12 protein-coding genes are annotated in these 11,902 nt (G+C 61.6%); 2 read left to right on the plus strand and 10 right to left on the minus strand.

Annotated elements, in window-relative coordinates; translation table 11 throughout:
* The first annotated feature begins 375 nt into the window (after nucleotides 1–375).
* Nucleotides 376–2,022 carry an MFS transporter gene (locus H096_RS24920; protein ID WP_033902003.1) on the plus strand — a complete coding sequence of 549 codons (1,647 nt, stop codon included), beginning with the start codon at nucleotides 376–378 and terminating at the stop codon, nucleotides 2,020–2,022.
* On the plus strand, nucleotides 2,019–3,164 hold the full coding sequence (locus H096_RS24925; RefSeq protein ID WP_033902004.1) for an HlyD family secretion protein: 1,146 nt from the start codon (nucleotides 2,019–2,021) through the stop codon (nucleotides 3,162–3,164). The genes H096_RS24920 and H096_RS24925 overlap by 4 nt, the downstream gene beginning before the upstream one ends.
* On the opposite strand, the gene H096_RS24930 is transcribed toward H096_RS24925, so the two are convergent.
* The 10 genes from H096_RS24930 to H096_RS24975 all read right to left on the minus strand — a co-directional run bounded on the left by H096_RS24930 (nucleotide 3,144) and on the right by H096_RS24975 (nucleotide 11,815).
* Nucleotides 3,144–4,019, minus strand: a complete 876-nt coding sequence (locus H096_RS24930) for an aldose 1-epimerase (RefSeq protein ID WP_033902126.1) — start codon at nucleotides 4,017–4,019, stop codon at nucleotides 3,144–3,146. The genes H096_RS24925 and H096_RS24930 overlap by 21 nt on opposite strands.
* A 2-nt stretch (nucleotides 4,020–4,021) precedes the next feature.
* On the minus strand, nucleotides 4,022–5,302 hold the full coding sequence (locus H096_RS24935; RefSeq protein ID WP_033902005.1) for a TRAP transporter large permease: 1,281 nt from the start codon (nucleotides 5,300–5,302) through the stop codon (nucleotides 4,022–4,024).
* 1 nt (nucleotide 5,303) lies between these two features.
* On the minus strand, nucleotides 5,304–5,831 hold the full coding sequence (locus H096_RS24940) for a TRAP transporter small permease (protein ID WP_033902006.1): 528 nt from the start codon (nucleotides 5,829–5,831) through the stop codon (nucleotides 5,304–5,306).
* Between the two features lie 64 nt (nucleotides 5,832–5,895).
* On the minus strand, nucleotides 5,896–6,858 hold the full coding sequence (locus tag H096_RS24945; protein ID WP_033902007.1) for a TRAP transporter substrate-binding protein: 963 nt from the start codon (nucleotides 6,856–6,858) through the stop codon (nucleotides 5,896–5,898).
* A gap of 51 nt (nucleotides 6,859–6,909) precedes the next feature.
* Nucleotides 6,910–7,785, minus strand: a complete 876-nt coding sequence (locus H096_RS24950) for an SMP-30/gluconolactonase/LRE family protein (protein WP_033902008.1) — start codon at nucleotides 7,783–7,785, stop codon at nucleotides 6,910–6,912.
* A gap of 2 nt (nucleotides 7,786–7,787) precedes the next feature.
* On the minus strand, nucleotides 7,788–8,612 hold the full coding sequence (locus H096_RS24955) for an NAD(P)-dependent oxidoreductase (protein ID WP_033902009.1): 825 nt from the start codon (nucleotides 8,610–8,612) through the stop codon (nucleotides 7,788–7,790).
* Nucleotides 8,613–8,723: 111 nt separating this feature from the next.
* A complete protein-coding gene (locus H096_RS24960; RefSeq protein ID WP_033902010.1) occupies nucleotides 8,724–9,986 on the minus strand; it encodes an OprD family porin in 1,263 nt (420 codons plus the stop codon).
* A gap of 140 nt (nucleotides 9,987–10,126) precedes the next feature.
* Nucleotides 10,127–10,984 (minus strand): copper homeostasis membrane protein CopD, encoded by an 858-nt coding sequence (copD, locus tag H096_RS24965; protein WP_033902012.1) that lies wholly within the window; start codon nucleotides 10,982–10,984, stop codon nucleotides 10,127–10,129.
* A gap of 3 nt (nucleotides 10,985–10,987) precedes the next feature.
* Entirely contained in the window at nucleotides 10,988–11,353 is a 366-nt protein-coding gene (gene copC / locus H096_RS24970; protein ID WP_033902013.1) for a copper homeostasis periplasmic binding protein CopC, read from the minus strand.
* Between the two features lie 18 nt (nucleotides 11,354–11,371).
* The gene (locus H096_RS24975) at nucleotides 11,372–11,815 is read right to left on the minus strand and encodes a GNAT family N-acetyltransferase (RefSeq protein ID WP_033902014.1); all 444 of its coding nucleotides are present in this window, start codon (nucleotides 11,813–11,815) and stop codon (nucleotides 11,372–11,374) included.
* Nucleotides 11,816–11,902 lie beyond the last annotated feature (87 nt).

Genomic DNA, 11,902 nt, shown 5'->3' on the forward strand with positions numbered 1-11,902 from the left:
ATCCACCGCTTTCGCGAGCAAGCCCGCTCCCACAGTTTTGATCTCCTACATCAGGTAGATATCAATCGGCTCTGGCTCTGGCTTTGTTTTTGATTTTGATCTTAGGCGGCCCCCCAAATCGCTGTCGGATTACGGGCATACCGAGCCTAGGCGAGGTACCGAGTGTTGGGGCGAAGGCCTTTTGCTTACTTTTGGCTGGGCCGGCATTCCGGCCTTTCCAAAAGTGAGCCGCTGTAAGAGCGGAACCATAAGCGGCCGTGACCGCAGCAACGGATATGTACACCCCCCACATGACAAGATGAACTCCCCTCAGGTTTACTACTCTCTGAGTATGCTTTCACCGGCTCCCCCGGGTCGGCTCATCTAGGTCACGGAATGAACAAATACACCCCCCACACCTGGGAACCCCACGAGCGCCCAAGCCTCCCAGGTTCACCGTCTACCCCGCTGCACCCCACGCACAAGCGTTGGCTGTTCGCAATGGTCGGCGTGCTGGTGGCAATCACCGGGGGCCTGGGTAATGCGTTGGTCATCGCCAACCTGCAATACCTGCAAGGCGCCCTCGGCGCGACCACCGCCGAAATGGCCTGGCTGCCCGCCGCCTATGTCATGACCAACGTCTGCATGAACCTGCTGCTGGTGAAGTTCCGCCAACAGTTCGGCCTGCGCGCCTTCACCGAAGTGTTCCTGGTGCTGTACGCGCTGGTCACCTTCGGCCACTTGTTCGTCAACGACCTCAGCTCAGCCATCGCCGTGCGCGCAGCCCATGGCATGGTCGGCGCGGCGCTGAGTTCGCTGGGCTTGTACTACATGATCCAGGCGTTCCCGGCCAAGTGGCGCTTGAAGGCGCTGGTACTGGGCTTGGGCACCGCGCAACTGGCTTTACCCTTGGCACGCCTGTTTTCCGAAGACTTGCTGCAAATCGCCGAGTGGCGCGGCCTGTACCTGTTCGAGCTGGGCATGGCGTTGATCTGCCTGGGTTGCGTGTTCCTGCTCAAACTTCCGCCTGGCGACCGCTTCAAAACCTTTGAAAAACTCGACTTCCTCACCTTCGCCATCCTCGCCACCGGCGTCGCCTTGCTCTGCGCGGTGTTGTCCCTGGGCCGCATCGACTGGTGGCTGGAAGCGCCCTGGATCGGGATTGCCTCGGCCTGTTCCCTGGTGCTGATCATGGCCGGCCTGGCCATCGAGCATAACCGCGCCAACCCGATGTTGATGACCCGTTGGCTGGGCAGTGGCGTGATGATTCGCCTGGCGTTGGCGGTGATCCTGATTCGCATGGTGCTGTCGGAGCAGTCCACCGGCGCGGTGGGGTTCATGCAGATGTTGAACATGAGCTACCAGCAGATGCACACCCTGTACGTGGTGATGCTCGCCGGGGCGATTGCCGGGCTGGTGGTCAGTGCGTTGACCATCAACCCGGCGCACCTGTTGATGCCGTTGGTGATTTCCCTGGCGCTGATGGCCACCGGCTCGGTGATGGACAGTTTTTCCAGCAACCTCACCCGCCCACAGAACCTGTACATCAGCCAGTTCCTGCTAGGCTTCGGCGGCACGTTCTTCCTCGGCCCAACCATGGTGTTGGGCACCAAGAACGTGCTGGCCAACCCTCGTAACTTGGTGAGTTTTTCGGTGATGTTCGGGATTTGCCAGAACCTCGGCGGCCTGATTGGCGCGGCGTTGCTGGGCACGTTCCAGATCGTGCGCGAGAAATACCACTCCAGCATGATCGTCGAACACCTGACCCTGCTCGACCCGCGTGTGGCCGCGCGGGTGCAGAGCGGCGGCTCGGCCTACGGCGGCATTGTCGCCGACCCCGAGCTGCGCAACCTGATGGGCATTCGCAGCCTGGCCACGGCGGCGACCCGTGAGGCGAACGTGATGGCCTACAACGATGTCTTCATGTTGATCGCGATCATCGCGATACTCACCATGATCTGGATCTTTATCCGCAGTCTGTGGCTGATGAGCACCACCCGAGCAGCAGCCACTCCCGTTCAACCCAGCGGCGCACCTTCATGACCGAACCTTCAACCACCACCACTACCGCCATCGCGTCCACCCCGGAAGGCAGCACGCCACCCGGCGCGGTGCCCACCGAGCTGCGCCCGTTGCGGGTGCGGATCATCTCGTCCCTGGGCTTTGCCGCGATTGCTATCGTCGGCGTGCTGATTGTGCTGTACGCCTGGCAATTGCCGCCGTTCAGCAGCGCGGTGGAAACCACCGAGAACGCGCTGGTGCGCGGGCAGGTCACGATCATCGGGCCGCAGCTCGGCGGTTATGTGTTCGAAGTGCCGGTGCAGGACTTCCAGCACGTGAAGGCCGGCGACCTGCTGGTGCGCCTCGACGATCGCATCTACAAGCAGCGCCTGGACCAGGCATTGGCCCAACTGGCGGTGCAGAAGGCGTCGTTGGCGAATGTGGTGCAACAGCGCAACAGCGCCGAAGCAACCATCAAGCTGCGTCAGGCCGCCTTGGTGGACAGCCAGGCGCAGGCACGCAAGAGCACCGCCGATTTGCGCCGCAATGAAGAGCTGATCAGCGACGGCTCGGTGTCCAAGCGCGAGCTGGACGTGACCCGCGCGGCCAACGCGCAGACGGTTGCCGCGGTGGCGCAAGCCCAGGCCAGCCTGGAAATCGCCCGCCAAGACCTGCAGACGGTGATCGTCAACCGTGGCTCCCTGGAAGCGGCCGTGGCCAGTGCCGAGGCGGCGGTGGAGTTGGCGCGTATCGACCTGTCCAACACCCGCATCACGGCGCCCCGCGATGGTCAGCTCGGGCAGATTGGCGTGCGGCTCGGGGCCTACGTCAACTCCGGCGCGCAGTTGATGGCGCTGGTGCCGCCGCAGTTGTGGGTCATCGCCAACATGAAGGAAACCCAGATGGACAACGTGCAGGTCGGTCAGCCGGTGACCTTCACGGTGGATGCACTGAACCACCGCAAATTCCATGGCACGGTGCAGCATATTTCCCCGGCCACCGGCTCGGAGTTCAGCCTGTTGCAGGCGGACAATGCCACCGGCAATTTCGTCAAGATCGCCCAGCGCGTGCCGGTGCGGATCATGGTGGACCCGGACCAGGCTGAGAGCGAGCGGTTGCGGCCTGGGTTGTCGGTGGTGGTCAGTATTGATACGGCGGGGCGATTAAAGAACAGCCCGCCCTGAGAGGGGCTGATAGTTGAGGGTAAAGGCCAGCTCTACTGACTGGCCTTGCTCCAACAGCTTCAGCCCAGGCCGCCCTGGCAGATGATGGGCATTCACCGGATGACTCACCGGCTCGATACAAAAGAACCCTAGCCCCGGCGGGCAGTACAGCAGGAAGTAATCACTCCCCGTGGCCTGGCATTCCAGCGTGTGGCCCAGCTCTGGCTGCTCGATCAGGCAATGGCCGTCCCAGTCGCAAAAACCGTTGTCGACCAGGCCTTCAGGCAGGCTTTTCAACTGCTGGAAATCCCAAGCGGTGGGCACCGGCGCCAGCTCCGTTGGCAGCTTGGAGGCGTCGCTCATCCATACCTGCGACGCCTTGGCCTGCAACCGTGTACCCGCTGTGCGCGGCAGATAGGGATGCAATCCCAGCCCGTGCCACGCGGGTCTGTCCGCCAGGTGGGTCACCCGCAACGTGATGCTCAGCTCACCGTTTTCCAGGCGAAACCGCTGCTCGGCGCGATAGGCGAACGGTGTGTCGCACGCCATTTCCAGGACCACTTCATCCGTCGCTTGGCTGACCACCTGCCACGCCTGTTGCCAGGCAGAGCCGTGAATCGGCAGCGGGTCGGTCAAGCTATTGGGCGCCAGCGCCAGCCAACCGTCGGGGTTGTCGAAACCCCCTTCGGCAATCCGGTTGGACCAGGGCGCCAAGGGATAGCAGCCCAGCTTGCCTGGCAACCCGGTGCTGATCGCGTGGGCATCGCTGGGCCGCAACAACGGCTGGCCGGTTGCGCGCACCGTCCAGTTGACAATGCTGCCTCCCGTGGCTGGCGCGAGGGTGAGTTGGGTCAGGTTGTCTTGCAGTTCAATCAGCATCAGAGCACCACGCTTGGCAGCCACAACGACAGCGCCGGAATGTAGGTCACGGCCATCAGTACCAGGAACAGCACGCCATAGAACGGCAGCAGCGCCTTTACGGTTTTCTCGATGCTGACCTTGCCCACCGCCGCCCCCACGAACAGCACCGCACCCACGGGCGGCGTGATCAGGCCGATCCCGAGGTTGACCAGCATGATCATGCCGAAGTGCACCGGGTCGACGCCGATACCCAGTACCACCGGCAGCAGGATCGGCGTGAGGATCAAGATCAGCGGCGCCATGTCCATCACCGTGCCGAGCAACAGCAGCATGGCGTTGATGCACATCAGGATCACATAGCGGTTGTCCGACAGGGTCAGGAACATCGTGGTGATCTTCGCCGGGATCTGCATCAGGGTCATGATGTAGCCGAAGCTGGCAGCGAAGGCGATCAGGATCATCACGATGGAAATGGTGCGCACCGTGCGATGCATCAGCTTGGGCAGCTCGCTCCATTTGTAGTCGCGGTAGATGAACATGGTCACGAAGAACGCCCACAACACGGCAATCGCGGCGGATTCGGTGGCGGTGAAAATCCCCGAGAGGATGCCGCCCAGGATGATCACCATGGCCATCAGGCCCCAGAGCGCATCGGCGCAGATTTTCAGCGCCTGCTTGAGTGGGATGACTTCACCCTTGGGGTAATTGCGCTTTTTCGCGAAGATCAGGCACAACACCATCAGGCACGCGCTCATCAACAAGCCCGGTACCACGCCGGCCATGAACAGCGAGGCAATCGACACCGTACCACCGGCCGCCAGGGAGTAGAGCACCGAGTTATGGCTGGGCGGGGTCAGCAGTGCCTGCACCGAACCACTGACGGTCACCGCCGTGGCGAACTCACGCGGGTAGCCACGGCGTTCCATTTCCGGGATGAGCACCGAGCCGACCGAGGCCGTGTCCGCCACCGACGAACCGGAGATTGCGCCGAAAAACGTCGAGGCCATGATATTCACCAACGACAGGCCGCCGCGCACGAAACCCACCAGCACCCCGGCAAACGCCACCAGCCGCCGTGACATGCCGCCTTCGGCCATGATCGCGCCGGCCAGCACAAAGAACGGAATAGCCATCAGCGAAAACTTGTTCACCCCACCGGCCACCTGGATCATCAGGGCCTGGAACGGGATGTCGATCCACCACGCGCCGATCAGTGCCGACAACCCCAGGGCGTACGCCACAGGCATGCCGATCAGGATCAAGGCGATAAAGCTGCCCAACAGAATCAATGCGTCCATATCAGGCAGCCCCTTCGCTTTCTTCAACCAGGTCGAAGCGCACGACCCGACGGTTGCTCTGGTCACCGAGCAAGAGTTTTTCCAGCACAAAAATCAGGGTCAGCAGCCCGCCAATCGGGATCGGCATATAAGTGATACCGACGCGCAGGGTGGGGATGGCACTCATGAACTGGTTCCAGGTGGACAGGCACAGCTTGGTGCCCCAGATCGTCATGAACAGGCAGATGGTGCCCATCAGCAACTGCGAGACGACACCGATGATCTGGCGTTGGCGGGGCGGCAGGCGGTCGGTGACCATGGCCACCGACATATGCGCGCCAGCGCGGTAACTGGCGGCCGCGCCGATAAAGGTGAACACCAGCATCAGCAGAATGGCGGTGGGCTCCGGCCAACTCGAACCGGTGCCGAGGACATAGCGGGCGAAGATGCCCCAGGGGATGATCAGCGCGACCCCCAGTACCGAGAGGCCGGCGACCCAGATGCAGGTCATGTAGATACGGTCGTTGATGCGCAGCATTAAATTCTTCATGGCGTTCACCGTAACCGGGCGCGTCGATGCCGACCGCGCCGGGCCTTGCTAGGGAAGGAGGGCGTTACTGAACGGCGTCGATACGCTGGATGATGTCGGCGTAGGCCGCACCGTACTTGGCGCGAACCGGCGCGGTGGCGTCATAGAAGGGTTTTTTGTCGACAGTGATGAACTCGACGCCTGCGGCCTTGAGTTTGGTTTCACTGCTGGCGGACTTGGCGTCCCATAACACGCGCTCGTCAGCCTGGGCGGCCTTGGCGGCTTTTTTCACCATGTCTTGTTGCGCGGGGGTGAGTTTGTTCCAGGTGATTTTCGACATCACGATGGGCTCGGGCAAAATCAGGTGTTCGGTGAGGGTGTAGTACTTGGCGTTCTGGAAATGGTTGTGTTCCAACAGGGTTGGCGGGTTGTTTTCCGCGCCGTCGATGACGCCGGTCTGGAGGGCACTAAAGATCTCTCCGGTGTCCATGGCGATGCCGTTGGCCCCCATTTCATTGAAGGCTTCGATGAACAAGGGGTTGCCTTGTACGCGGATTTTCATGCCCTTGAGGTCTTCGATCTTGCGTACCGGCTTCTTGGTGTAGAGGTTGCGCGTACCGCCATCCATCCAGGCCAGGGCGACCAGGCCGAATTCGGAATTGGTGATCTTGGCGAGGATCTCGTCGCCGATCTCGCCGTCAATGACTTTGCGCATATGCGCCTGGTCGCGGAACACGAACGGCAGGTTGAACACGTTCACGTCCGGCACCACCGGGCCGACGATCCCCAGGCTGACGCGGGTCATCTGGATGGCACCGACTTGCGCCTGTTCGACCACTTCTTTCTCTGAGCCGAGGACACCGCCGGGGAAGTACTTGAAGGTCAGCTCGCCGTTGCTTTCTTTGGTCAGGGCCTTGCCCATGTTCTCTTCGGCCACAACGGTGGGGTAGCCGGCGGGGTGGATGTCGGCGAATTTGATTTCCAGCGCGTGGGCGGCGCTGCTGAGGGTGACGAATGCAGCGGCGAGCAAGGTGCGTTTGAAGTCCATGGGGTTTCATTCCTGTCTTGTTATTGTTGTATTCAAGGCACAGCGATGCAGCTAGAGGGTAAAGGTGGGCTCCGGCAATCCGACAACGCCGGGGTTGAGGGCGAACACGCCGCCGGACAGTGACTGTTGACTCTGGTCATCGCGGATTGAGGTGACGAACAGGGTGTCCAGGCGACTGCCGCCAAAGGCGCACATGGTGGGTTTTTTCACCGGTACCGTGAGGGAACGGTCGAGGCGACCGTCCGGGGTGAAGCGATGGATCAACCCGGCGTCGTTGGCACAGATCCAGTAGCAGCCATCGGCATCCACGGCGGCGCCGTCGGGGCGGCCGAGGTGCTTGTGCATGTCCACGAACACGCGGCGGTTGGACGGCGTGCCGGTGTCGATGTCGTAGTCGAAGGCCCAGATTTGCTGCACCAGCGGATGGGAATCGGAGGCATACATCGTGCGGCCATCGGGGCTGAACGCCAGGCCGTTCAAGGTGATGAAACCGTCCAGCTGAGCATGGGGCGGCGCACCGGATGCGTAGCGATACAGGGTGCCTTCTGCCGCGTTCAAGCCCATGTCCAGCACCATGCTGCCGGCCCAGAAACGGCCCTGGCGATCACAGCGGCCGTCGTTCAGGCGCATGTCCTGGCGGGGGTGCTCAACAGCCGCCAGCGGCGTGGTGTCCAGGCTGCCGTCGTTGTGCGGGGTAAGCTGGAAGAACCCGGTTTCCATGCCGGCGACCCAGTTGCCCGCCTCGGTGCGGGCGATGCAGGCAAGCATCTGCGGAGCGGTCCACGCAGCCACGTGGCCGCTGGCGGCGCTCCAGCGTTGCAGGCCGCCCTTGGGGATATCCACCCAGTACAAGGCGTTTTCCTCGGGCACCCACACCGGGCATTCGCCTACGGCATTGCGGGCATCGACGATCAATTCAGCGGTCATGGTCAGTCCCCGAAAGGGCCGGCAGCGCAGAATGCCCCGCCCTGATAGACCTTGGCCGGGTCATCGGCGGCCACGGGTGGCTGGGTTTCGACCTGGGCGCGGAACACTTCGGAGTTGTCCTTGGGCGCAAAGCCCAGGTGGGCGGCGTAGCGGTTGTCCCACCAGGTGTCGAGGTTATCCGACATGCCATAGACCACGGTGTGGCCGACGTTGGGGGTGTACAGCGCGCGCTCGAGCAACTGAGTCAGGTCGTCGAAGCTCAGCCAGGTGTGCATCATGCGGCGGTTCTGCGGTTCCGGGAACGACGAGCCGATACGGATGCTGACGGTCTCGATGCCGTAGCGATCAAAGTAGAAACTGGCCATGTCTTCGCCGTAGGATTTGGACAGTCCGTAGTAGCTGTCCGGGCGGCGAGGGGAGTGGGCGTCGAGGGTTTCACCTTGCTTGTAGAAGCCGATCACGTGGTTGGAACTGGCGAAAATCACGCGCTTCACACCGTGGCGGCGCGCGGCTTCATAGATATGGAAAATGCCGCTGATGTTTGCGCCGAGCACTTCTTCGAACGAGCGCTCCACCGAGACGCCGCCGAAGTGCAGAATGGCGTCGACGCCTTCTACCAAGTGGTGCACGGCCTGTTTGTCGGCGAGGTCGCAGGGTTGCACTTCTTCGCACGGGTCGGCGGCCGGGGCCATATTGGCGATGTCCGACAGCCGCAGTACCTGGGCATAAGGGCGCAGGCGTTCTCGCAAGACTTTACCCAGGCCGCCAGCCGCGCCAGTGAGCAGCAGGCGATTGAATGGAACGGGCGTGGTTGTGGTGGTGGTCATGAGGGTTCCATTGTTGTTGTAGGTTGTCGTATGACTTTGCCGAAGTATCGTTAGGGATTCCCTAGGTTGTCAACGTTCTTGCTGATGCCAAAATACAATTGTGGGAGCTGGTTACAACAGTGAGATTGGGTAACTGATGAATAAGCGATTTTCATCAAACTCGTTGTTGCTGAAATCCCGACGCATGGTCGAATTGCGCCAGCGCACATTCAGATCCTTCAGCGCACCGCTCTGCACCGTGTAAGCCAGCTCCGACTCGCGGCCCCATTCCTTGCCATCGGTGATCGCCCCGGTGTGCACGTTACTGCCGCTGATATAGCGGTTCATCATGGTCAGCCCTGGAATGCCGAGCACCACAAAGTTGAAGTCATGGCGCACCTGCCAGGACTTTTCCTTGGCGTTATCGTAGCTGGCGTTGTAGCTGTCGTTGGCCAGGGTGCCGCCGCTGGTGCCGTTGACGCGCATCCACACGCTGTCGCCGGTGAGTTTCTGCAAACCCACATAGAAGGTGTTGCCGTTGTATTTGGCCGAGAGCAGGGCGAAGGCGGTCTTGTTGTCGAGGTCGCCGGCCAGGGCGCTGCCGTCTTCCTTACCGGTGAAGAAGCCGAGGTTGGCGCCCAGGGTCCAGTCGCCCACGGGCTGGCTGTGGGTCAGGTTGAAATATTGCTGCTGGTAGATGTCGGTGAGTTCGGCGTACCACACGCCGACTTGGGTACGTTTGTCGTTGAAGCTGTATTCGCCGCCGCCGAAGTTGAAGCGGTCGGAGGTGAAGGCGGCTTTGCCGTTCATGAACATGTCTTCCATGCTCGCGTCATTACGCGGGCTGTTACCGCGAAACTGCCCGCCGTAGAGCGTCAGGCCGGCGATTTCATTGGACGTGACCTGGCCGCCACGGAACGTCTGGGGCAGCGAGCGGCCGTCGTCGGAGCGCAGGATCGGCAGCACCGGCATCCATTCACCGACCTTCAATTCAGTCTTGGATAATTTGGTTTTCAGTGCCACGCCCAGGCGTCCGAAGTTGTCCGCCGGACGGCCGTCGCTGTGGATCGGCAGCAACTGCGTACCGCCGGTGCCTTTACCGCCATCCAACTTTTGCGAATACAGGCCCAGCACATCAATGCCGAAACCCACCGTGCCGGTGGTGTAGCCGGACTTGGCGTCGAGAATGAAGTTCTGCGTCCACTCTTCGGCCTTGCCCTGGGGGTTGGTCGGGTTGGTGAAGTTGCGGTTGAAATAGGCGTTGCGCAGGTTGAGCGTGGCCTTGGCATCGTCGATGAAGCCTTCGGCCGAAGCGGCGAGTGGCAGGGTGAAGGCCAGGCTGCCGAGACCGATAAAACCCAGACGAACGGAGGAATTGCGGGCGAGTGAACTCACAGTGAAGCTCCCTTTCTTTTGTTGTTTTTATTATTTGTTATACGTTGTCGTACAACATTGAGTGGGATATTTGCGAGGTTTTCAAGAGCTGTCAAGCAGAAGTTATACGATGACTTGCTCGGGCGGAGGCGGGAAGTTACTCAGGCCGCCATCACCATGGGAGGCAAGGTGCCAAGAAGGGAAACGGCGGCCACCGCTGCAACACCCAGCAGCCACTCCAGCATCACACTGGATTTCAAACTGCCCAGGCGTTGTTCGCAGTGCTCGATGCGCAGGCGGTTCAGCAGCGCCAACGCCAGCATGCCCAGCACCAGAAATACTTTAACCAACAGAATCAGCGCGAACCCGTTGAACAGCGGCGTGGGCCATAGTTGCCCGGTCAGTACACGCACATTGATCAAACCAGTCACCAGCAAACCGGCGACCAGGCCATACCCCACACCGCTGAACCGCCGCAGGATCGGCTCCAGCGCCAGGGCTGGCGATTGCCTGAGGATCAACACCAGCAACAGCAAGCCGCCGAGCCAGGCACCGACGCACACCAGGTGCACCACTTGATTGAGGATCAGCAATTGGCCGCTGAGCCCATTGAGCATGGCGCCATGCCCGACCGGCGCCAAGGTTGCCAGCAGCAGCGCGATGACCGGCAAGCGTAATGCCCGCCAGGGTTTGGCCAGCACGATTACCAGCAAGAGGTTCAGCAACAGGTGCCACACCCACACCTGGCCAAAGAAGGTCTTGCCCAACACCAACTGCACGGTGGCCGGTTGCAGCGCCGCGTCCCAACTGCCCGCCATGCTGGCGGTAATCAGCAGCAGCCAGGCCACGCCAGAGAACAATCCCAGCCAGGCCAACCCACGGGTGATGCGCTCAAGTTGCCGGTCCAGCGCCGGTTGCGCTTCAGCGCCCAACAGCCAGGGCCTGAATGCACAGGCCCCGAACATCAGCAGCACGACGATGAAATGCAGGAAACGGCACAGCACCAGCAGCGTTGCCATGGGTTATTGGCCGACCTTGAAGCTGTATTCACCGTTGCTCTTGTGGGTATCGACCGAGACCGCGTTCCACACCACTTTATAGTTGCCGGCGGCCAAGGGGGCGGCCGGGGTGACGACCAGGACTTTCTTGTCGGCATCCGGTGTTTCCAGCCCCTTGATCGCCACTTCGGTGCCGTCCTTGCTTAGGGACACCTTGGTGAAGGTGGCCTCGACGCCTTCGCTGAAGGTCAGGCGCAGGTCCTTGGGCGCGGCGACGCTGCTGTCGGCTGCCGGTTCAGCGCTCTTGAGGTGCGCGTGGGCAAATGCAGCGGAGGCGCCCAGCAGGGAGGCGAGCAGGGCGATGGTGGTGAGGCTTTTCTTGATCAACATTGTTCAATACCTTCGAGGTCAGGGAGTCGGTAGAGCCATGTGCAGCAAGGGAAAGGGCTTGCCTTCGCCATCCAGCGGCGAGCGCGCGACCTGGATAAAACCATAATGCAGGTAGAACCCAACGGCCTGGGGGTTTTGTTCGTTCACGTCCACCGTGAGGGTGTCGTGACGGGCGCGGACGTGGTCCAGCAACTGGCGGCCAATGCTTTGGCCGCGGCGGTCGGGCTCGATGAACAGCATTTCCACGTTGTGCCCGCCGGTGCCGATAAAACCGGCGATGCCGTTCTGGTCTTCATACACCCACACCTCCAGCGCGGGCATGGGCAGGTAGGCATCGCGCACCAGGGGCAGCAGGCGTTGAATGTCATCCTCGGGGAGGAAATCATGGGTGGCCCGCACCGAACGCTCCCAGAGTGCGCCCAGCACGGGGTCGTCGGTGGCCACGCGAGGACGAATAGTCATTGCAATGATCCTTCATGGGGACCGCGATCCTAACCAATCCCATTTCCAGGGGAAAGGTTCGCGTCAGAAGTTTCATTATGGCCTGTC

Source organism: Pseudomonas sp. FH1 (genome assembly GCF_000510895.2).
Classification (GTDB): Bacteria; Pseudomonadota; Gammaproteobacteria; order Pseudomonadales; family Pseudomonadaceae; genus Aquipseudomonas; species Aquipseudomonas azotoformans_A.

Bases quoted from the DNA above. Each gene is read 5' to 3' on its own strand.
- H096_RS24950 (WP_033902008.1), bottom strand. From the start codon at position 7,785: ATGACCGCTGAATTGATCGTCGATGCCCGCAATGCCGTAGGCGAATGC.
- H096_RS24955 (WP_033902009.1), bottom strand. From the start codon at position 8,612: ATGACCACCACCACAACCACGCCCGTTCCATTCAATCGCCTGCTGCTC.
- copC (WP_033902013.1), bottom strand. From the start codon at position 11,353: ATGTTGATCAAGAAAAGCCTCACCACCATCGCCCTGCTCGCCTCCCTG.
- H096_RS24940 (WP_033902006.1), bottom strand. From the start codon at position 5,831: ATGAAGAATTTAATGCTGCGCATCAACGACCGTATCTACATGACCTGC.
- copD (WP_033902012.1), bottom strand. From the start codon at position 10,984: ATGGCAACGCTGCTGGTGCTGTGCCGTTTCCTGCATTTCATCGTCGTG.
- H096_RS24975 (WP_033902014.1), bottom strand. From the start codon at position 11,815: ATGACTATTCGTCCTCGCGTGGCCACCGACGACCCCGTGCTGGGCGCA.
- H096_RS24935 (WP_033902005.1), bottom strand. From the start codon at position 5,302: ATGGACGCATTGATTCTGTTGGGCAGCTTTATCGCCTTGATCCTGATC.
- H096_RS24945 (WP_033902007.1), bottom strand. From the start codon at position 6,858: ATGGACTTCAAACGCACCTTGCTCGCCGCTGCATTCGTCACCCTCAGC.
- H096_RS24925 (WP_033902004.1), top strand. From the start codon at position 2,019: ATGACCGAACCTTCAACCACCACCACTACCGCCATCGCGTCCACCCCG.
- H096_RS24920 (WP_033902003.1), top strand. From the start codon at position 376: ATGAACAAATACACCCCCCACACCTGGGAACCCCACGAGCGCCCAAGC.